This window comes from Pseudomonas sp. AGC41 (genome assembly GCF_057334555.1).
Genome location: NZ_JBHFJB010000022.1, coordinates 15234 through 34306 on the forward strand (window position 1 = coordinate 15234; position 19073 = coordinate 34306).

General features: G+C 63.5%; 17 protein-coding genes and 1 pseudogene. 5 read left to right on the forward strand and 13 right to left on the reverse strand.

What is annotated here, in order from left to right:
- The 4 genes and pseudogenes from ACE04F_RS02830 to ACE04F_RS02845 all read left to right on the forward strand — a co-directional run.
- A pseudogene (locus ACE04F_RS02830) lies at nt 1–266 on the forward strand (epimerase); the annotation flags it as partial.
- Nucleotides 256–1842 carry an FAD-dependent oxidoreductase gene (locus tag ACE04F_RS02835; RefSeq protein ID WP_486104685.1) on the forward strand — a complete coding sequence of 529 codons (1587 nt, stop codon included), beginning with the start codon at nt 256–258 and terminating at the stop codon, nt 1840–1842. The pseudogene ACE04F_RS02830 and the gene ACE04F_RS02835, both read left to right, overlap by 11 nt.
- A complete protein-coding gene (gene wecB, locus ACE04F_RS02840; RefSeq protein ID WP_486104687.1) occupies nt 1839–2942 on the forward strand; it encodes a non-hydrolyzing UDP-N-acetylglucosamine 2-epimerase in 1104 nt (367 codons plus the stop codon). Before ACE04F_RS02835 ends, wecB begins: the two co-directional genes overlap by 4 nt.
- Nucleotides 2939–4066, forward strand: a complete 1128-nt coding sequence (locus tag ACE04F_RS02845) for a glycosyltransferase family protein (protein ID WP_486104689.1) — start codon at nt 2939–2941, stop codon at nt 4064–4066. Before wecB ends, ACE04F_RS02845 begins: the two co-directional genes overlap by 4 nt.
- A gap of 1 nt (nt 4067) precedes the next feature.
- Here the strand turns inward: ACE04F_RS02845 and metC are convergent, their stop codons facing one another.
- From metC to ACE04F_RS02890, 9 genes are read right to left on the reverse strand one after another with little or no spacing between them, the layout of a single operon-like run.
- Nucleotides 4068–6815: a cystathionine beta-lyase gene (metC, locus tag ACE04F_RS02850; RefSeq protein ID WP_486104691.1), complete on the reverse strand. Its 2748-nt coding sequence runs from the start codon at nt 6813–6815 to the stop codon at nt 4068–4070.
- A gap of 45 nt (nt 6816–6860) precedes the next feature.
- Nucleotides 6861–7457 carry a cysteine dioxygenase family protein gene (locus tag ACE04F_RS02855; protein ID WP_486104693.1) on the reverse strand — a complete coding sequence of 199 codons (597 nt, stop codon included), beginning with the start codon at nt 7455–7457 and terminating at the stop codon, nt 6861–6863.
- A 13-nt stretch (nt 7458–7470) separates the two neighbouring features.
- Complete coding sequence (locus ACE04F_RS02860; protein WP_486104695.1) at nt 7471–8310, reverse strand: amino acid ABC transporter ATP-binding protein; 840 nt, start codon at nt 8308–8310, stop codon at nt 7471–7473.
- Nucleotides 8297–9085: an amino acid ABC transporter permease gene (locus ACE04F_RS02865; RefSeq protein WP_486104697.1), complete on the reverse strand. Its 789-nt coding sequence runs from the start codon at nt 9083–9085 to the stop codon at nt 8297–8299. Before ACE04F_RS02865 ends, ACE04F_RS02860 begins: the two co-directional genes overlap by 14 nt.
- Complete coding sequence (locus ACE04F_RS02870; RefSeq protein ID WP_486104699.1) at nt 9075–9809, reverse strand: amino acid ABC transporter permease; 735 nt, start codon at nt 9807–9809, stop codon at nt 9075–9077. Before ACE04F_RS02870 ends, ACE04F_RS02865 begins: the two co-directional genes overlap by 11 nt.
- The gene (locus ACE04F_RS02875; RefSeq protein WP_486104701.1) at nt 9806–11017 is read right to left on the reverse strand and encodes an aminotransferase class I/II-fold pyridoxal phosphate-dependent enzyme; all 1212 of its coding nucleotides are present in this window, start codon (nt 11015–11017) and stop codon (nt 9806–9808) included. Before ACE04F_RS02875 ends, ACE04F_RS02870 begins: the two co-directional genes overlap by 4 nt.
- On the reverse strand, nt 11014–12438 hold the full coding sequence (locus tag ACE04F_RS02880; RefSeq protein ID WP_486104703.1) for an FAD-binding oxidoreductase: 1425 nt from the start codon (nt 12436–12438) through the stop codon (nt 11014–11016). Before ACE04F_RS02880 ends, ACE04F_RS02875 begins: the two co-directional genes overlap by 4 nt.
- A complete protein-coding gene (locus ACE04F_RS02885) occupies nt 12435–13286 on the reverse strand; it encodes a transporter substrate-binding domain-containing protein (RefSeq protein WP_486104705.1) in 852 nt (283 codons plus the stop codon). Before ACE04F_RS02885 ends, ACE04F_RS02880 begins: the two co-directional genes overlap by 4 nt.
- Before the next feature lie 59 nt (nt 13287–13345).
- Nucleotides 13346–14188, reverse strand: a complete 843-nt coding sequence (locus tag ACE04F_RS02890; protein ID WP_486104707.1) for a transporter substrate-binding domain-containing protein — start codon at nt 14186–14188, stop codon at nt 13346–13348.
- Between the two features lie 242 nt (nt 14189–14430).
- On the opposite strand from ACE04F_RS02890, the gene ACE04F_RS02895 reads away from it, so the two are divergent.
- Nucleotides 14431–15282 (forward strand): LysR substrate-binding domain-containing protein, encoded by an 852-nt coding sequence (locus ACE04F_RS02895; RefSeq protein WP_486104709.1) that lies wholly within the window; start codon nt 14431–14433, stop codon nt 15280–15282.
- Between the two features lie 193 nt (nt 15283–15475).
- Here ACE04F_RS02895 and ACE04F_RS02900 read toward each other — a convergent pair whose 3' ends face one another.
- The 4 genes from ACE04F_RS02900 to ACE04F_RS02915 all read right to left on the reverse strand — a co-directional run.
- On the reverse strand, nt 15476–15862 hold the full coding sequence (locus ACE04F_RS02900; protein WP_486104711.1) for a hypothetical protein: 387 nt from the start codon (nt 15860–15862) through the stop codon (nt 15476–15478).
- 10 nt (nt 15863–15872) lie between these two features.
- Complete coding sequence (locus tag ACE04F_RS02905; protein WP_486104713.1) at nt 15873–17105, reverse strand: SfnB family sulfur acquisition oxidoreductase; 1233 nt, start codon at nt 17103–17105, stop codon at nt 15873–15875.
- Nucleotides 17106–17272: 167 nt separating this feature from the next.
- Entirely contained in the window at nt 17273–18049 is a 777-nt protein-coding gene (locus ACE04F_RS02910) for an ABC transporter ATP-binding protein (protein ID WP_486104715.1), read from the reverse strand.
- 25 nt (nt 18050–18074) lie between these two features.
- Nucleotides 18075–19073: ABC transporter substrate-binding protein (locus ACE04F_RS02915; protein WP_486104716.1), on the reverse strand; the 999-nt coding region annotated here is incomplete at its 5' end.

The window sequence follows — 19073 nt, forward strand, 5'->3', positions numbered from 1 at the left end:
CGCTGCTGGACGACCCCGACGTCCTGCGCAAACCCGAGGGCCAGGAACTGGCCTGGCGCCTGCAGGTTGCACTCGGTATCGCCGAAGCCAGCCCCCAAGGCGCGCCGCTATTCCTCGGCACCCAACGGCCAGGCAGCGTTGTCGCCACGCTGGTTGCGTTGGGGCTCACCTCGGTCAAGGCGTTGGTGTGGAAGATAGCGGCGTTGTCGTGCCGTGCTGTTGCCCGCCCGCTGCTGCTTGGAAGTGAAGCCCACCGTGAAGCCTGAGTTCGATGTGATCATTGTCGGCAGCGGCCCGGCCGGGACTTCAGCGGCCTACCCGCTGGTCAAGGCGGGCCTGCGGGTGCTCATGGTCGATGCCCAGGTCAACAGCGCCTCATCGGCGCCGCCAACCGGCCCATTCCTCAGTGCCAGGGCCAACGACGCGCATCAGTGGAAATGGATGATCGGCGAAAACTTCCACGCCCTGGACCAACTGGACGCCGTATCGCCCAAGCTGAAGACGCCGACCCACGCCCATGTCTTCGCAGGGTTCAGCGCCGGCAATCGCATCGAGACCGAAAACTTTATCGGCATCGGCTCTCTGGCCACCGGAGGCCTGTCCAATGCCTGGGGTTGCGGCGTGGCAACGCTGGGCGCCGGTGACTTTGCCGGGCTGCCCATCGATTATTCCGAGATGCAGGCGTCCTACGAAACGGTCGCGCGCCGGATCGGTATCAGTGGCCGGCTCAACGACGATCTCTCCAGCTATTTCGGTCTGGATGAGTGGTCGCAACCGCCCCTGCCGCTGGACAGCCTGCATCAGCGCTTGCTCAACCGCTACACCCGGCGCCGAGCGGTGTTTCCCGACCTGGGGTTTCGCCTTGGCCGTTCAAGGGTCGCCGCCTTGAGCCAGCCCCTCGACGAGCGCAAGGCCTGCGATCTGTCTGGAAACTGCTTGTGGGGTTGTCACCACCAAGCCTTGTACAGCGCCTCGCAAGAGCTGCGAAAACTCAAGCAATACCCTGGGTTCCAGCACGTCCAGAATTTTCTGGTGGAGGATCTGCTGAAACAGGACGACTCGTGGACCATCACCGATCATCGCTCCGCCCGGCGCTTGCGCGGTGCGCGCCTGTTGCTGGCGGCGGGCACACTGGCCTCGACCCGGCTCGTCCTCAAGTGCCTGAACCACTCGGCACCGGTACCGCTGCTGTCATCGCCAACGGCGGCCTTCCTGCTATGGCTGCCAAGAATGCTTGGCACCCCGAGAGTGCCGGTATTTGGCCTGGGCCAGCTCTCGTTCACCCTGGAGTTGAAGTCCGGCGCCACGGCTTTCGGTTCGACGTTCAGCACCACAGGCTTGCCTATCACCGAGTTTGTCAGCCGGATTCCCATGAGCAAACGCTACAGCATCGAATTGCTGAAAAACCTGCTCAGCGCGTGCGTCGTCGGCAATGTCTTCCTGCCCGGCCACCTGTCCAGCAACACGGCGGTGCTGCGCCCCGACGGTTCGTTGAGCATCACCGGGCAAGCGCATCCCGAGCTCCCCGGGCTCATGGAAGCCGCCGAGGCCAGGCTACGCCGGATCTATTGGAAGATGGGCGCGCTGTTGATGCCCATGAGTTTCACCGTCGGCAGACCGGGAGCAGATATCCACTATGCCGGAACCCTGCCCATGCACTCGACGCCGAAGATTGGCCAGACCGATCGCCTTGGCCAAGTCGCAGGCCTCGCCGGCGTGCATGTCATCGACGGCGCCTGTTTGCCCAGCCTTACCGAGAAATCCCACACCTTGACCCTGATGGCCAACGCGGACCGGATAGCCCGCTCACTGACAACAATGATAGGAAATCAACAGTCATGACCCGCAAGGTACTCTGCATCGTCGGTACACGCCCGGAAGCCATCAAGATGGCCCCGGTGATCAACGCCCTCAAGGCCGAAAACAACATTGAGTGCCGGGTGCTCGCCACCGCCCAGCACCGCGGCCTGCTGGACCAGATACTGAAGGGCTTTGCGATCAGTGCCGACCTCGACCTGGACATCATGCGTCCCAACCAGTCTCTGGCAGCGCTGACCTCACGCCTGCTGCGGGAACTCGACAGCGTTCTGCAAGCCGAGAAACCGGATGTCGTACTGGCTCAAGGTGACACGACCACCGTCATGAGCGCCGCACTGGCGTGTTTCTACCTGCGAATTCCCTTCGGCCATGTCGAAGCGGGCCTGCGTACCGGGGACCTGTACAACCCGTTTCCCGAAGAGGCCAATCGGGTGATCGCCGGCAAGCTGGCCCGCTGGCATTTCGCGCCGACCCAGGGCGCCGTGGCCAACCTGTTGGGCGAAGGGGTTGCCGCCAGCGATATCACCCTGACCGGCAATACCGTCATTGATGCCTTGCTGATGACCGCGGCACAGGACTCAGCCTGGACTGTCCCAATCGATGCAGACAAACGCATGGTGCTGGTGACCTGCCATCGTCGGGAAAACTTCGGCGAACCGTTCCAGGATATCTGCCAGGCACTCAAGTGCCTGGCCGAACGGAACCCGGACATCCAGATCCTCTATCCCGTCCACCCCAACCCGAACGTCAAGGATGTCGCCCATCAATTGCTCGGCCGAACCGCGAATATCATCCTCTGCGCACCGCTGGACTACGCTCCGTTTGTCGCGGCAATCAAGCGCTCATACCTGATCATCAGTGACTCCGGAGGCGTGCAGGAAGAAGCCCCGGCCTTGGGCAAACCCGTGCTGGTACTCAGGGCAGAAACCGAACGCCCCGAAGCGGTCGACCTCGGTGTGGTCAAGTTGGTGGGCGCCAATCGGGACACTATCGTTGAACAGGCACAGCACCTGCTGGATGACCCACAGGCCTATCAGGGCATGGCGCGGGGCGTTTCCCCCTATGGCGACGGCAAGGCCGCAGCGCGCATCGCCGACGTCCTGCGCCAGTACCTTCAGCCATGAACATGATTTACCTGTCCCCGGTGCCATGGGCCAGTTTCAGCCAGCGCCCCCATCATTTCGTCAACTGGTATCACCACCAGACTGGCGCCCAGGTGCTCTGGATCGAGCCCTACCCGACGCGCTTGCCCACGTTGAACGACATCAGGTCCAAGCCGACTGTTGCCGATCAGCACAGCATCACCGTTCCGCGCTGGTTGCACATTTGCAAACCCCGCAGCTTACCTGTTGAGCCCCTTCCGGGCTCGGCAACGCTGCTCAAGCAACTGTGGCGCAACCTGTTCAGCAAGGCTGCGGCTTTTGCCGCCGCCGGCCCCTGCCTGATAGGTGTTGGAAAACCTTCCGAGCTGGCCTTGCAATTGCTGGCGCTCATGCCTGCGAGCCCTGCCGTCTACGACGCCATGGATGATTTCCCAGCCTTTTATCAGGGTCTGTCACGCAGATCCATGGAGCGTCGCCAGGCGCAGCTTATTCGACGGGTCGACAAGGTGCTGGCCTCCTCAAGCCATCTGCGTAACAAACTCCTGGGCATGGCCGGCCAGGTAGAACTGGCTCTCAATGCCTGTGATGTGAACGCACTGGCGCCGGTCGAAAGCCTGGACCTGGCCGCCAAGCAACAGGTGCTTGGGTATGTCGGCACGCTGGGTCGTTGGTTCGACTGGGACCTGGTCACCGCGCTGGCCCAGGCCAATCCTGGCAACCGGATCCGACTGATCGGGCCGGTTTTCACACCGGCGCCCGGCGTATTGCCTGCCAACATCGAGCTGCTACCGGAGTGTTCCCATGCCGATGCAATGACGGCCATGGCAACGTTTTCGGTAGGCCTGATTCCGTTCAAGCTCAACCGCCTGACCGCCTCGGTCGACCCGATCAAATACTACGAGTACCGCGCCCTCGGTCTGCCGGTCATCTCGACCCGCTTCGGTGAAATGGCCCTGCGCGACCGGGAGCCGGGCGTCTGGATCGTCGATCAAGGCACTGACCTGCGTAACACCGTCGCTGCAGCGCTCGCCAGTCAAAGCGACCATGCAACCGTTCAGCAATTTCGTCAGGCGCATCTCTGGGCCAAGCGTTTTTCGGCGGTAGACCTGATGCCTGCCGCATTGGAGAAACCAGAAGTCTGGTAAATCATCCGGCAGCGACAAAACCCCGCTGCAGGTCCTCGATCAACACTTCGACATCCTCCAACCCCACATGCAATCGCACCACCGGGTTCAACGCCAGATCCTCGGCGCTTTGCCGATCCTGAGTATCGGCAACGGTCACCAGACTCTCGAACCCACCCCAGGACGCCCCCAACCCGAACACCTGCAACGCATCGATAAAACGCTCCAGGTACGCGTCGTCATTTTCGCGAAGTTCGAACGACAGCAATCCATTGCTGCCCTTGAAGTCCCGCAGCCATAAACCGTGACCGGGATGATCGGGTAACGCTGGGTGAAAGACCCGTTTCACCTGCGGCTGCGCCTGCAACCAATCGGCGATCGCCAGTGCCTGACGCTCATGAGTGTCGAGGCGTGGCGCCAGGGTGCGTGCGCCACGCAGGACCAGATACGCGTCGTCGGGGCTGACGGTATTGCCGAAGGTGTCGCTCATGGCCGCCAGTGCCGGCCAAACCTCCTGGCGCGTACAGACGCTGCCCATGACCACGTCGCTGTGGCCGCTCAGGTACTTGGTCAAGGCCATGATCGAGATGTCTGCGCCCAACGCCAGCGGCCGGTACAGCACGCCCGAACCCCAGGTGTTGTCCACGGCCAGCAGGATGCCGCGCGGCTTGCAGAGCGCGGCGATGGCCGGCAGGTCGCAGAGCTCGTACAGCAACGAACCGGGCACTTCGGTGTAGACCATCCGGGTGTTGGCTTGCAGCCGTCCGGGCAGATCACTGCCATCGGGGGCGAAGTAGCCGACTTCTACGCCGAAGGCTTCGAGGAAATCCCGGGCCACGCGGCGTACCGGCGCATACACCGCATCGGTGATCAGCACATGATCGCCAGGCCGCAGGTAGGCCAGGAAGGTTTGCGCCACCGCAGCCAGGCCGGTCCCGAACAGCCGCGTCCGATAACCGCCCTCCAGTTCGGTAACGAGGTCTTCGAGGGCGAAGGCCGTCGGGTTGCCGCGAGCGCCATAGGTCAAAACTCGCTCGCTGTCGCGCCGGGAACGGGCGTCGCGCATCTGTGCGAGGGTGTCGAACAGTACCGTGCTCAGACGACTGACCGGCACGTTGACAGTCCGGGCGCCGGTGCCCTTTTCGCTGCGCGCGCCATGGACCAGACGGGTGCGAAGCCGCGCCTCGACAGCGCTTTGAGGCGGGCCCTGCAGCGGCTTGAGGCTGGCGATCTCGGCTTCGTTCATTTGCGCCAGCAGGCCGATTTCCCACGCCAGGTACTGGCGCGCCGCGTCCTTGTTGCCGGAATGGCGGTCGTGAGTGAAAAACAGGAAATCAATGCACTGTTCGTCCGGCAACGTGTCGGCGCCTTCTCGTAGCCCCAGGCCGGCCGAGCGCCACGCATCGACCCCGCCAGCGAGCCAACGAACGTCGGTTCGCGATAGCTCCAGTGCCGCCACGGCCGCCAGCCGAGGATCATCGGCGACCAGCACCAGCGGCCGCCGCTCGCCCGCCAGCGCACCGGCCAGCAAGGGTCGGATCGACCAGCGCGCCCCGGCGATATGGCCTTTGCGATAGGCGCTGCTCGAACGCAGGTCGATCAGCGCCACCGCGTCATCCCTCAGGGCATCCGCCACGGCCTGCGCGCTGATCCCGGGCAGTTGTGCAGGCGCGAAGACGGCTGGAGGCGGTAACGCCAGGCCACTGCTCAATCCGCCCGACAATACAAAAGCTTCATGCCCGAGCTGCCGCAGCCAACTGGCGATGATCGGTGCACGCACGCCGTCGTCGTCAAACAGCACCACCCGCGCCTGACGAACGCCCACATACAGATCGGTGGATTGAATCAACTGTCCGCCCGGCGTGTGCTGCGCGCCCCGCAATGTGCCGGCGGCATACTCCTCGGCGGTGCGCACGTCGCAGAGAAACAGGCTGCGCCCGGCCTCCGCCGCCCACCGTTCGACCTGGGCAGCGCCAACGGTCGGCGCCCCGGCCCGTTCGGCCAGGCGTGTCGCCGCCAGACGCTGCGTCGGCAACGTGGCGCTCGACACCTGGTCGGCATAACGTCGTTGGCTGCCGTGCTCCAGGTGAAAATCTTCCAGATCCCAACCCTGCGTGCCGTTCTCCAGCGCATAAATCGGGTTTTTCAGACCGAGGTCGATCAGCGTCTGGGCGCCGATGATGCTGCGGGTCCGGCCGGCGCAATTGATCACGATGGGGGTCTGCTCGTCCGGCACCAGGTCATGCACGCGGTAGCCCAGTTCGCCGTTCGGGCAGCAGATCGAACCGGGAATGGTCATCTTGCGATACTCCTCCAGCGGCCGGCCGTCGAGGATCACCAGCGGCTCGCCCCGAGCCCGCCATTGCGCCAGTTGGCGAGCGCTGACATGCGGCGTGTGACGGACCGCCTCCACCTGCTCGCCGAAAGCCTTGGACGGCACATGCACGCCAGCGAACAGCTGATAGCCGGCGGCCTGCCAACCGTCGGCGCCACCCTCCAGGATGTGCACGTTGGCGTAGCCCAGCGCGTGCAGGCGCTGCGCCGCGCGCTCCGCCAAGTCGCCACCATCCTGGTCATGGAGCACCAACCGGACCTGAAGGTTCGGCGCCAGCCGTCGAGCCTCCAGCTCCAGGCGGCTATAAGGCAGGTTCACCCCGAAAAACAGATGGGCTTCGCCGTACTGGCCGTGCTCACGCACGTCAAACAGGGCAATTTCCTGCCCGTCGAACAACCACTGCTGCAGTTGCTGGGGAGTCAAGGTCTGGCTCATGGGAGTCCCGCTGGAAAAATTGAAAGACTGAAAGGCAAGAGGCTGTCAGGCGTAGGCCTTGATCGACGGCGCCATCTGTGAGGCGTTGTAATTGAGAATTCGCCCATCGGCTTCGACGCCGTAACGGCCGTTGAGCGACTCCAGCGGCAGGCCATAAAGATGGAAATGCAGGGTCGGTTGCTCGCCTGCGACCCGAATGCCATGCAGGTCCTCGCCGAGGAAGGCGATGGAGGTTCCGGGCTGCACGATCACTTCCTTTTCCAAGTGCAGCGTGGTGAATCCGGGCTCGCGTCCTTCGTCATCGCGTTGATAGACGTAGTTGATTTCCTGGCCTTCGATGGCGCTGATGATGGCCCAGGTCTCATGGTTGTGAGGGATGGTGCTCTTGCCCGGCAGCAACGAGTTCAGGTACAGCGTCGGGGTGTCGCCGTCATCGTTGAGACGATAGCGAAACGCGGTGCTGCCCTGCCCCGGCTGCGGCGCCGGGAACGCCTCGAAATTGAACAGCTCGCGGCGTTCGGCCAGTCCTTCCAGCAGCGCGACGATCTGCTTGAGCGCGGCGCGGTCGACGCCACGCTGATGGATGACGCGCACTTGCTTGAGGAAGCCCTCGATCACATCGGCACGGTTACGGGTATTCATGGCAGGTTCCTTTTCAGACGGACAGGCTATAGCGGCTCAGGTTGGTCAACAGATACGGGTCGTCCTGGCCGAGGGGCGGCCGGCGCCCCGGGTCGCCCAGGGCGTGGCGCAGGAATTCCCGGGTGCGCTCGCTGGCGGGATGCTGGAAGACCTGGGCGGCGCTACCGTGCTCGACAATCACGCCGTTCTCGGTGAAATAGACGACATCGCTGATCTCTTCGGCGAAGCGCATTTCATGGGTCACCAGCACGCAGGTCATACCCTCCTCGGTCAACTCGCGAATCACCGTCAACACTTCGCCGACGGTTTCCGGATCCAGGGCCGAGGTCACTTCATCGAACAGGATCAGCTCCGGACGCATCGCCAGCGCGCGGGCGATCGCCACGCGTTGCTGCTGGCCGCCCGAGAGTTGACCCGGATAGGCGTCGGCCTTGTGCTCCATGCGCACCTTGGCGAGCAAGGCCCGCGCATCCTTTTCGGCATCGCTGCGGTTGCGGCCGAGCACCTTGCGCGGAGCGATCACCAGGTTCTCCAATACCGACAGGTGCGGGAACAGGTTGTACTGCTGGAACACGAACCCGACGCGCTTGCGCAGTTCGATGCGCTGGGCCTCCTGGGCCAGCGTGTGAACCTCGGTGGCACCGACACGGATGCGGCCACGCTGGGGCTGCAGCAGCCCGGTGATGCAACGCAGGATTGTCGACTTGCCCGAGCCGGAGGGCCCGATGATCGACACGGCTTCGCCACGGCGAACGTCCAGGTCGATGCCCTTGAGCACCGGGTTGCTGCCGAACGACAGGTGCAGGTCGCGCAGGCTGACGAGGGGCTCGGCGACGGTTTCAATAGAAGGCATAACGTCGCTCCAGGTATTGGGTAAGACGGGAAATCGGGTAGCAGTAGGCAAAGAACAGCACCAGCAGGCTCAGGTAGATCAGCACGGTGAAGCCCGTCAGGTTCACGGTGTTGCTGGCGATCTGCGCGGTATCGATCACGTCATGCACGCCCACCAGCGAGGCCAGCGCCGTGCCCATGGTGATTACCGCATAGAGGTTCATCCACGGCGGCAACATGCGTTTGAAGCACTGGGGCAGGATGATCGAGCTAAAAATCTGCCCACGGGTGAACGCCAGGGATCGCGCGGCCTCCCATTGGGTGCTGGGGATCGAGGCGATGGCGCCACGGAAGATTTCCGCGACATTCGCGCTGGCCGGCAGGGCCAGGCCCAAGGTCACCTTGACCCAGTCGGGAAACGAGACATAGGCCGTGCCGATGCGAATCTCGAACGGGAACACATAGATGGTGAAATAGATCAGCACCAGCCAGGGCGCATTACGAAAGACCTGCACCCAGATCCGCGCCGGCCAGCGCAACAGACGCAGCGGCGACAGCACCATGGCGCCTACCAGCAGTCCCATCATCGAGCCCAGCCCGATGGCCAGCAGGCTGATGAGAATGTTCTGGCCAAACCCTGCGACCAGCGCCGGCGACCATTGCCACAGCGCCTTGAGCACCGGGCTGTTCGGCGCGAGATAAGCCAGCCAGCACAGCGCTCCCAGCCCCAGCAGCAATTTGCCGAGATGGCGACGCGGCCAGGCCAGGGGCAGCACAGCGGACAAATCAATGGCCATAACCGGGCATCCTCAGGCGGGCTTCGAGCCAGCGCCCGACGCAATTGACGGTAAAACTCAGCAGGCCGAAAAACGTAAGGATCAAAATCATCAGCTCCAACACGTTGTCGCTCTGGGTCCAGATCATGATCGCCGCGTAGGTGATGTCGCCCACGGCGATGGCCGAGGCCACGGCGGTCATCTTCACCAGGTCGATCAGATTGTTGATCAGCGACGGCAAAGCAAAACGCAGGGCCAGCGGCAGTTGCACGTTCCACAACAACTGGCGGTGGTTGAAAGCCAGCGAACTGGCGGCCTCCAGGGTCACCGTCGGCACCGCTTCGATGCCCGCACGCAGGGCCTCGGCGTGGAAGGCGCCTTTGTGCAGCGAGATCACGATCACCACCCACGCGAAGGGCGTCAGCGGGTTGGCCGCGCCGACGGCCTGGGTCAGCAGCATGTTCAGCACCAGGAAGGCGCAATACAGCTGCACCAGCGTCGGGGTGTTGCGGGTGACTTCGATAAACACTCGCGCAGGTCTTGCCAGCCAAGGCCTGCCGGAGGTCAACAGGGCGGCCAATCCGACCCCGGCCAGCAAGCTCCCGGCAATCGTCAGCAGGCACAGCCACAACGTGGTCAGCGCACCCTGCTCCAACGTGCCGCGCTGATAGGCGTCGAGCAGGAAGTTGTAGTTGAGGCCGAGCCCGGCGCTCCACTGGACGAGTTGCTCCAGCCAATGACTCATGGCTCGCTCCTCAATTGGCCGCAGGCGTGGGCGATACGCCGCCCCGCTTCGGCAACGATTTCGGTCGCCGTGGCGATGGACAGGCGAAACCACGGCGACAGGCCATACGCACGGCCCGCGACGCCGGCGACGCCCTCTTCCAGCAGATACGCGACAACATCGGCGTCGTGCTGCAGGCGCTGGCCGTCCGGGCGATAGCGCCCCAGCAGCCCGGCGCAGCAGACAAAAACGAAAAAGCCACCTTGCGGCTCAAGCACTTCCAGGCCTGCGACATCACGCAAGCGGCTCACCAGCACATCGCGGCGCCGACGATAGGCCGCGACCTGTTCCGGCAGAAAATCCAGGCCACCCTCGAACGCCGCCAGCGCCGCCGCCTGGCCAACCGAGGAAGCGCCGGAGGTGGATTGCGATTGCACCACGGTCATGGCGTCGGACATCACCTGCGGCCCGGCCCCGAAACCGATGCGCCAGCCGGTCATGGCATAGGTTTTCGAGACCCCGCCCACCACCAGGCAACGTGATTGCAAATCCGGGGCGACATTGAGCAGGCTCCGGACGGGATGCCCGTCGAAACGAATATGTTCATAGAGTTCATCCAGCAGAATCAGCAAATGGGGATGTCGGCGCAGCACCTGGGCCAGGCCTTGCAGTTCGGCCTCGCTGTACACCGCGCCACTGGGGTTGCCAGGGCTGTTGAGGATCAGCCAGCGCGTGCGCTCGCCGATATGCTGTTCAAGCTGTCGTGGCGTGAGCTTGCAGTCCTGCTCCAGTCCGCACTCGATGAACACCGGCACGCCGCCATTAAAACGCACGCTGTCGGGAAAGGATGGCCAGTACGGCGTCGGCACCAGCACTTCGTCGCCATCATCGAGGGTCGCGGCGAAGGCGTTGAAAATGATTTGCTTCGCACCGTTGGCAATCACGATGGAGGCCAGCGGATAGTCCAGTTGGTTCTCCCTGCGCAGCTTGTGTTGCACAGCCACGCGCAAGGCCTTTACGCCCGGTGTCGGGGTGTACTTGGTGGCTCCGGCCGCAATGGCGGCACAGGCCGCCTGCTTGATGTGCACCGGCGTATCGAAATCCGGCTCGCCGGTGGTCAGGTCGAGAATGTCCCGACCGGCTTCACGCAGCGCCGTAGCCCGGGACTTGGCGGCGGCATTGGCGGACAGCGAGACACGCTGCACACGCTGGGACAGACGGAGCGTCATGGTCGTGTTTGCTCCAGTACCTTGCCCGGATTGAGCAGATTGCGTGGGTCCAGCGCTTGCTTGATCCGGCGCATCAGGTCCAGCTCGACGGCACTTTTGTAGCGCCCCAGCTCGTTCACCTTGCGCTGGCCGATGCCGTGTTCGGCACTGATCGAGCCACCATGAGCATGGGCGCTGTCGTGCACCCGCTGACTGAGCGCGGCGTAATGGGCCATGTGTGCGTCAATCGTGGAATCCAGCGGGTGGGCAACGTTGTAATGCAGGTTGCCATCGCCCAGATGCCCGAAGGTGTAATGCCGCACGCCGGGAAAATGCTCCTGGAGCAACGCATCGGTATGGGCCACGAACGCGACGACCTGGGAAATCGGCACCGAGATGTCATGTTTCATGTTGCGACCGGCACGCTTTTGCGCATCGCTCATGTTCTCGCGCAGCCGCCAGAATGCCTGGCTCTGGACGAGGTTCTCGGCGATCAGCGCATCGGCCAGCAGTTGCTGTTCGAAAGCTTCGCCCAGCACTTGCTCGAAGATTTCCCGGGCATGGTTTTCACTGTGGTTATCCGACAGTTCCAACAGCGCGAACCAAGGCTGGCGAGCATTGGCGAAGGGCCGCGGACCGTCGGGAAATTGCTCGCGCAGCAGCGCAAGACACTCAGCGCTGAGCAACTCGAACGCCGTCAGGCTGGCACCAAAACCGGCACGGGCGTGGGACAACAACGCCACCGCCTGCTCCAGCGAGTTGAACGCCAGCAGCGCGGTGGCCTGGGCCTTGGGCAGCGGAAACAGTTTCAGCGTCGCGGCGGTGATAATGCCGAGCGTGCCTTCGCTGCCGATGAACAGGTCCCGCAGGTCGTAGCCGGTATTGTCCTTGCGCAAGCCGCGCAAACCGTTCCAGATTTCACCCTCGGCGGTTACGACTTCCAGGCCAAGGGTCAGTTCGCGGGCATTGCCGTAGCGCAGCACCGCGGTGCCGCCGGCGTTGGTCCCCAGGTTGCCGCCGAGGGTGCAACTGCCTTCGGCGCCAAGGCTCAAGGGGAACAGGCGTCCGGCCTGGCGGGCAACGTCCTGGACGGTTTGCAGTATGCAGCCCGCCTCGACAGTGAGGGTGTCATTGTCGGTGTCGACGGCGCGGATCCGGTTCATCCGGTCGAGCAACAGCAACACCGAGCGGCCGCTGGCGTCCGGGGTGGCGCCGCCCATCAGTCCGGTATTGCCGCCCTGCACCACCACCGGCGTAGCCGTCGCGGCGCAAGCCCGGACCACCGCCGCGACTTCTTCGGTGCTGCCCGGATGGACCGCGGCGATCACTCGTCCGAGGTAACGCCCCTGTTTGTCGGTCAGGTACGGCGCGGCTTCCTCGCCGCGTTGCACATGCCTGGCGCCCAGCAACGCCTGTAATGTCGAAAAGAGCGATTGGCTCATGGCTGCGAGGCCAAGGGAGCCGCGTCTCGATACCTGGCGTGCAGATCACGCAGGGCCTGGGACGGTGCCATGCCGGTGCGCTCGCCGAGTTCGATCAGCCAGCCGCTGCGATGCCAGTCACGCACGATGGCATCGAGTCTGGCCTGGGTGTCGTGCTCGCCCTTGCGCAGCCAGATCACCGAATTCGACGGAATCAGGTCCCCCGGCAGCGGGATTTCATAGCCTGACCACTCGGCCTCGCTCAACAGTGCGTGCATGGTCGGGCTCACGTGCACCGCAGCCACGCAGCCATTGCCGCGAAGCGATAACAGCGACTCGGACTGGCTGCGAAAAGCCTTGATCTGAGCACCGTAGGTTTCTTGCAAGGGCTTGATGAAATTGCTGCCCTGGGACACGCAGACCGGTTTGCCCTTGAGGTCGGCCCACTGGCTGATGCCGGCGCCCTTGCGAATCAGCGCCGCGCCACCGACCTCTTCATAAGGCGTCGGCACGTAGTCGAGAATCTCGCCGCGTTCTTCGGTGAACTGCATGTTGGCGATCAGGATGTCGACTTTGCCCTGCTGCAAGAATTGCACGCGGTTCGGCGCAAGCACGGAAACAGTCTGCGTCTCCACCCCCAGCGCCTTGCCGATGCCCTGTGCCAGCTCGACGTTGTAGCCCAGGTGCTCGCCGGTCTTGGGGTCGATGGTGCCGAACGGCGCGCCGCTGAGCATCACCCCGACGCTGATGACGTGGCGCTGCTCGATCTTGTCCAATGTGGCGTCCGCCTGGGCCAGGCTGGCAGCGCAGCCGGCAGTCAAGGCCAGGCACAGGGCGGCCAGGGTTCGAGGGGAGAAAAATGCAGACATGGGCGATTACCTTGCGCGGCGGTCGTGAGTCGTTGAGAAAGCTGCAGGTGCGTCGCGGCTCAGGCGCCGTTGGCCTGGAACTGCTTCTGCAACTCCACCAGGGCGGGTGACGCCGGGGTGATGCGATTACGGCTCTGGGCGTCGATCAACCAGCCGCTGCGGTGCAATTGCTTGATGATCGGATCGAGCCTGGCCTGGGTATCGTTTTCGCCCTTGCGCGTCCAGATCACCGAGGGGGCCGGGTTCAGCTCCGGGCTCAGGGCGCGGTAGCCCTGCCACTCGGCGTTGTCGGCGATCAGCGGATTGATCAACGTGGCGTCATGCACGGCGGCAACGCAGTTGTTGCCCCGTAACGCCAGCAGCGACTCCGAGGAGCTCTTGAAGGCCTTGATCTGCACGCCCAACTCGGTGAGCGGCTTGATGTAGCTGCTGCCCTGGGAGGTGCATACCGGTTGATTCTTCAAATCCTCCCAGCGGCTGATCTGGCTGTCCTTGAGCACCGCCGCGGTGCCGCCGACACGGTAGAACGGCGTAGGCACGAAGCCGAGGATTTCACCGCGCTCGGTGGTCCATTCCATGTTGGCGATCAACAGATCGACTTTGCCCTGCTGCAGGAACTGCACGCGGTTGGCGGGCAAGACCGGCACCAGTTGCACCTCGGCGCCGAGTTGCCGACCCAGTTCCTGGGCGAGGTCAACGTTGAGGCCGCGCGGTTTTTGGGTCGCGGGATCGATGCCGCCAAACGGGCCACCGGACAGCAGCACGCCGACCACCAGCTCGTGACGCTGCTCGATCTTCTCCAGGGTGGCGTCGGCCTGGGCAATGTCGACGGCTGCCAACGAGGCCAAGGCGCCCAGCAACACAGGCAGGAGATGTTTGACAGGTGAGCGCTCGAACAACATGGATTTCCCCTCATGGATGATCGGCGTACCCCGACCTGATGAGTGGGCATCCTAGGTAGCGCTTGGAGCCAACGGAAATGCAAATATCTCATATCGTTATAACTCGACCGGTTTGGTTTCCAGGCGAAAAACATATAACCGCTATTTTATTGGCCCTCAGCGAAGATCACGTAAAGGGAATGCAATCAATACATAAAAAACTGTAATGTTTAGGTTTTCAGTCTTGATATGAAGCGATAGCCATGGCGACCCTGGATCTCGAATTGCTGCGCACCTTTATCGCCGTGGTTGATTACCACAGCTTTGCCGAAGCCGGCGCCCGACTGGCCCGTACGCAATCGTCGGTCACCCAGCACATGCAACGCCTGGAACAGCAGGTCGGGGTCACGTTGTTCGAAAAACGTGGCCGGCAAAAGCAGCTCACCGAAGCGGGCCAGCAGTTGCTGCGGCATGCGCGGCAAATGCTGTCGCTCAATGACGATGCGCTCAATTCCCTGCGCGAAAGCAGCCTGAGCGGTGTATTGCGTATCGGCTCGCCCCACGATATTGCCGATACCATCCTGCCGCCGATCCTCAGCCACATCGCCCGCTCGGCCCCGCGCCTGCGCCTGGAAATCGACGTCGGCCGCAGCCCGTTCCTGATGGACGACCTGCATCGCGGCAAGGTCGACATGGTCATTTCCACCCGCCAGGATCCGAACCTCGAAGGTTTCGCCTTGCGCACGTCACCGGTGTGGTGGATCTGCTCGGCGCAGTATCTCCACAACCCCGGCGAACCGCTGCCGCTGATCCTGGTGGACGAGCCGAGCATCTATCGGCGCTACGCCCTCGAAGCCCTTGAGCGCGCCAATATCCCCTGGCGCCAGGCCTACCTGGCCTCGAACCTGATCGGCATCAAGGCCGCGACCCGCGCCGGCCTGGGCGTCACGCCCCGCAGCATGGAAATGCTCGGCCCGGACATGCGCGTGCTCGGCGAGAACGATGGGCTGCCGCGACTGCCGGATGTGACCTATCACCTGTGGATCCGGCCGAATACCGTCAACGCACTGGTGCGCCGGGCTTATGAGCTGATCAGGAACAATCAGGGGCATTGAGTCATCGCTGCCCAGGCTCAGCGCAATCACCCTATCCAGCGGGCAGACAGGCACGTTCAGTTGGTTGCCGGAGCCCAATCAGTTCTGCTGGACATGCCTGCGCGGTGGCTACGCCCTGGACAGTGCCAGGGCGCATCGCGAATCAATTGACCCTTGATATCGTCCGGGCGTTGAAAGGACTTTTGAGCAGCAGTCATGCCTGCCCTCCCTGTCCATCAGCAAGCGCCGCGCCGTTGAGGTAATGGTCGCCCAGCAGCCGACGCTGGGTCAGCAACGCCGGCTCGGCTGCATCCGGCAACGGCCGCGGCAAGCTGCGCCCGGCCAGCTCGAAGAATAGATGCGCACCGACACGCGCCGCCTCGGCAGCAGCCAGACGAAAGGCAATGGCGGACGATTGGGAGGCGTTGGCGCGTTCGAGCAACGCATCGGCAGCGTCGATACGGATACGCAGGTCACCGACCGCGGCGACCACCAGAGCTTCATGTCGCGCACTCTGCCCGCGCAGGTAGTCAAGCAGAGCCGCCTCGACGTGGCGGGCATGGACGAGGTCGCTGCGACCTTGGGAGTGTGAATGGGACATGCTTGATACCTCAGTTCCAAGAGTGACGTTGCGGCTTGATGTCGTTGAGAAGCTGGTTGCCGACCAGGTGATATTTCCAGCGCACCGGGTCATGCAGGGTATGGGTCCGCGCATTGCGCCAGAACCGGTCCAGGCCCTGGCTGGCCGAGACGCTGCGCGTGCCGCCCAGCTCCAGCAGGCGGCTGGAAGCCTCAAGGGCAATCTCGGTGGACAGCACCTTGGCCTGGCCTACGACCACAGAGGCTTCGGCGACCCGTTCCTCACTGGGCTCGGCGACCGCGAGATCGACCGCTTGGGCCGCGCGCTGCAAAATCGCCTCGGCCGCTTGCAGCCGCCAGGCCAGCTCGCCGATCAGCGCTTGGCCTAGCGGATCCTGCCAACCGTGTTGGAGGCCGCTGTCGACCCAAGGACGCGCCTGGCGGGCGACACGCAGGGTCTCGGCAAAGGCACCCCGGGCAATGCCGGTGTCCACCGCGGCCTGGATGATCTGCGAAATCGGGCCATCGGAAGTGGGCTGATCATAGGCTTTCCAGGCAGGTACCACGTCGCGGGCAGGCACGCGTACGCCTTCGATGCGCACCTGGCCGCTGGCGGTGATGCGTTGGCCGAAACCGTCCCAACTGTCGATCACCGTCAATCCGGCGGCATCGCGCGGAACCAGCGCGATATGCACATGCCCCGCCTCGTCCACCGCGGCTACCGGCACGATATGAGCGAACAATGCACCGGTGCAGTAGGCCTTTTCTCCATCAAGTACGGCCGTGTCACCCTCGAAGCGAATCTGCGTCTGGAACGTGGTGACGTATTGGCTTCGCGCTTCGGAAAAAGCGTTACCAAAGCGATACCCCTCGAGCACCCTGGCGTAGTAGCGCCGCTTTTGCTCTTCGCTGCCGGTCAAGCCAAGATTGCTGAGTACACCAAAATGGTTTTGCGGCAACTGGCCGAGGGAGGAATCGGCTGCGGAGATGATGGCGATCACTTCGCTGAGCGTGACATAGGACACCCCGGCGCCGCCGTAGGCCTTCGGCACGCTGATCGCCCACAACCCGCTTTCGGAAAAGCGTTCGAGTTCTTCCCAGGGCAGACGTCGGTCGCGGTCGCGGGTTGCCGCCTCGCGAGCGAAATCCCCGGCCACACGGTGCGCCACCTCGATCGCCTCGGCGTCGCTGCGAATGAGATGGGCCGGGCGCCGAGGCCCCGGACGAACCTGCTCGGACAGATCAATTGTCGGTGAATGGCTCATGTGCTGCTCCTTTCGTAACGGGTTCACCAACAGCCAGAGCACAGTCCGTACCAACCCGTTAAACCTTTATTTTCAAAGAGTTGTGAACCAGCAGCAGGCTGGACAAAGCGTCTGCAACAGCAAACTGCGGATTCACTGTTGCCCACGAGACAGTGGAAAACCCGCACTCATCCGGTCTTGCCCCCCAGATAGAAATGCTGGATGTCCTCCCGCGCCGCCAACTCCGCACCGCTGCCCTCACCCACGACCCGACCGTTTTCCAGGACGTAGGCGTAGGTGGCATGGCGCAGCGCAACGTTGATGTTCTGTTCGGCCACAAGGAAGCTCATGCCTTCCTGGGCATTGAGCTGGGCGACGATGGCAAAAATCTCCTCGACGAGGATCGGCGCCAGCCCCATCGAAGGTTCATCCAGCAATACCAGCCGAGGTCGGGTCATCAGCGCCCGACCGATGGCAAGCATCTGCTGCTCGCCGCCGGATGTCAGCCCGGCCTGGGTCTTGCGCTTGGTCTTGAGACGTGGGAACCAGGCGTAGATGCGCTCCAGATCCCGTTCCAGTTCCCGGCGCGTCGGGTTACGCAGGAAACCGCCGGTGCGCAGGTTGTCCTCGACGGTCAGGTGGGCGAACACGTGGCGCCCCTCCAGCACGTGGACAATGCCTTGGCGGGCCAGCAGGTTGGCTGCGACGCCGGCGGTATCCTGCCCCTGGAAAGTGATCCGGCCGCGGCTGACTTGCGCACGGTCAGCCTGGACCAACCCGGAAATGGCCTTGAGCGTGGTGCTCTTGCCAGCCCCGTTGGCGCCCAGCAGCGCAACAATGTCGCCCTGACCGACCCGCAGGGAAACCCCGGCCACGGCGAGGATCGCGCCGTCGTAGATGACTTCGATGTCGTGCACCGCCAGCAACTCGCTGCTTGCGGTGCCCGCAAGGGCCGCAATGGTCATGGGTTGTTCCTCCTCGTGCGCACGGCTACTGCGCCGCGCAATCGCGGGCCGTTACGCCCTTTTCTTTCGCATACTCGGCGGCCTTGGCGTCGATCAATGGGCGCAACGTCGCGCGGTCGGCCTGGACCCAGTCGGTGATCAGTTTCCATTGCTGGCCGTCCCATTGTTGTACCTTGGCTGCCCCGCCACCTTCATGGTCGCTGCAAGACAGCTTCAGCGGCTGCATCAGTCCAAGGAAACCGATCTCCTTGAGACGCGCGTCATCGAGGTCGAGATGCTCCAGGCCCCAGCGACCTTCCTCACCGTTGAGCGGACGGTTGCCGAACTTCTTCTGCCCGGTGCGGATCGCCTCGACGGCAATGGCGGCATTCACCAGGCCGGAGTTGTAATAGACGCTGCCAAAACTCTTCGGATCCTTGAGATCGCTCTTGCCGGTATCGAGGATGTACTGGCGGATGCGTTGGTGTATGTCGAAATCAGCACCGCCTGGATAGGGTGTCAACGCCAGGTAGCCCTTGCCGGCCTCACCGGCCGGCAACACGTCCTCGTTGGAGCTGGCCCAGATGTCACCCACGATGCGCTCCACCGGGTAGCCGAAACGCGCCGCAGTCTTGATCGCCACCGGCGTGGATACACCCCAGGTACGCAGGAACACCCAGTCCGGCTTGAGCTGGCGCACCTGGCGCCACTGCCCGGCCTGTTCGTTGCCCGGGTCCGCCACCGCGATCTGGATGTTCTCGAAGCCATACTTCTGCGCCAGCAGCGCCAGCGGCCCCTGGGTTTCCCGACCATAGGCCGAGTCATGATAGACGGTGGCGATCTTCTTGCCCTTGAGCTTGTCCAGCCCGCCCTCGCGCTCAGCCACGTAATTGATGAATGCCGAGGCCTCGCTGTAGAACGTCAGCATGGCCGGGAAATTGTAGGGAAACACCCTGCCATCGGTAGCCTCGGTACGACCATAGCCAAGGGTGATCAACGGAATCCGGTCAGCTTCGGCCTTGTCCGCGAGGGCATAGGCCGCCGG

What these genes read in the sequence shown, in the direction of transcription:
- wecB (WP_486104687.1), top strand. Translation starts at nt 1,839, where the DNA reads ATGACCCGCAAGGTACTCTGCATCGTCGGTACACGCCCGGAAGCCATC.
- ACE04F_RS02845 (WP_486104689.1), top strand. Translation starts at nt 2,939, where the DNA reads ATGAACATGATTTACCTGTCCCCGGTGCCATGGGCCAGTTTCAGCCAG.
- metC (WP_486104691.1), bottom strand. Translation starts at nt 6,815, where the DNA reads ATGAGCCAGACCTTGACTCCCCAGCAACTGCAGCAGTGGTTGTTCGAC.
- ACE04F_RS02855 (WP_486104693.1), bottom strand. Translation starts at nt 7,457, where the DNA reads ATGAATACCCGTAACCGTGCCGATGTGATCGAGGGCTTCCTCAAGCAA.
- ACE04F_RS02860 (WP_486104695.1), bottom strand. Translation starts at nt 8,310, where the DNA reads ATGCCTTCTATTGAAACCGTCGCCGAGCCCCTCGTCAGCCTGCGCGAC.
- ACE04F_RS02865 (WP_486104697.1), bottom strand. Translation starts at nt 9,085, where the DNA reads ATGGCCATTGATTTGTCCGCTGTGCTGCCCCTGGCCTGGCCGCGTCGC.
- ACE04F_RS02870 (WP_486104699.1), bottom strand. Translation starts at nt 9,809, where the DNA reads ATGAGTCATTGGCTGGAGCAACTCGTCCAGTGGAGCGCCGGGCTCGGC.
- ACE04F_RS02875 (WP_486104701.1), bottom strand. Translation starts at nt 11,017, where the DNA reads ATGACGCTCCGTCTGTCCCAGCGTGTGCAGCGTGTCTCGCTGTCCGCC.
- ACE04F_RS02880 (WP_486104703.1), bottom strand. Translation starts at nt 12,438, where the DNA reads ATGAGCCAATCGCTCTTTTCGACATTACAGGCGTTGCTGGGCGCCAGG.
- ACE04F_RS02885 (WP_486104705.1), bottom strand. Translation starts at nt 13,286, where the DNA reads ATGTCTGCATTTTTCTCCCCTCGAACCCTGGCCGCCCTGTGCCTGGCC.
- ACE04F_RS02890 (WP_486104707.1), bottom strand. Translation starts at nt 14,188, where the DNA reads ATGTTGTTCGAGCGCTCACCTGTCAAACATCTCCTGCCTGTGTTGCTG.
- ACE04F_RS02895 (WP_486104709.1), top strand. Translation starts at nt 14,431, where the DNA reads ATGGCGACCCTGGATCTCGAATTGCTGCGCACCTTTATCGCCGTGGTT.
- ACE04F_RS02900 (WP_486104711.1), bottom strand. Translation starts at nt 15,862, where the DNA reads ATGTCCCATTCACACTCCCAAGGTCGCAGCGACCTCGTCCATGCCCGC.
- ACE04F_RS02905 (WP_486104713.1), bottom strand. Translation starts at nt 17,105, where the DNA reads ATGAGCCATTCACCGACAATTGATCTGTCCGAGCAGGTTCGTCCGGGG.
- ACE04F_RS02910 (WP_486104715.1), bottom strand. Translation starts at nt 18,049, where the DNA reads ATGACCATTGCGGCCCTTGCGGGCACCGCAAGCAGCGAGTTGCTGGCG.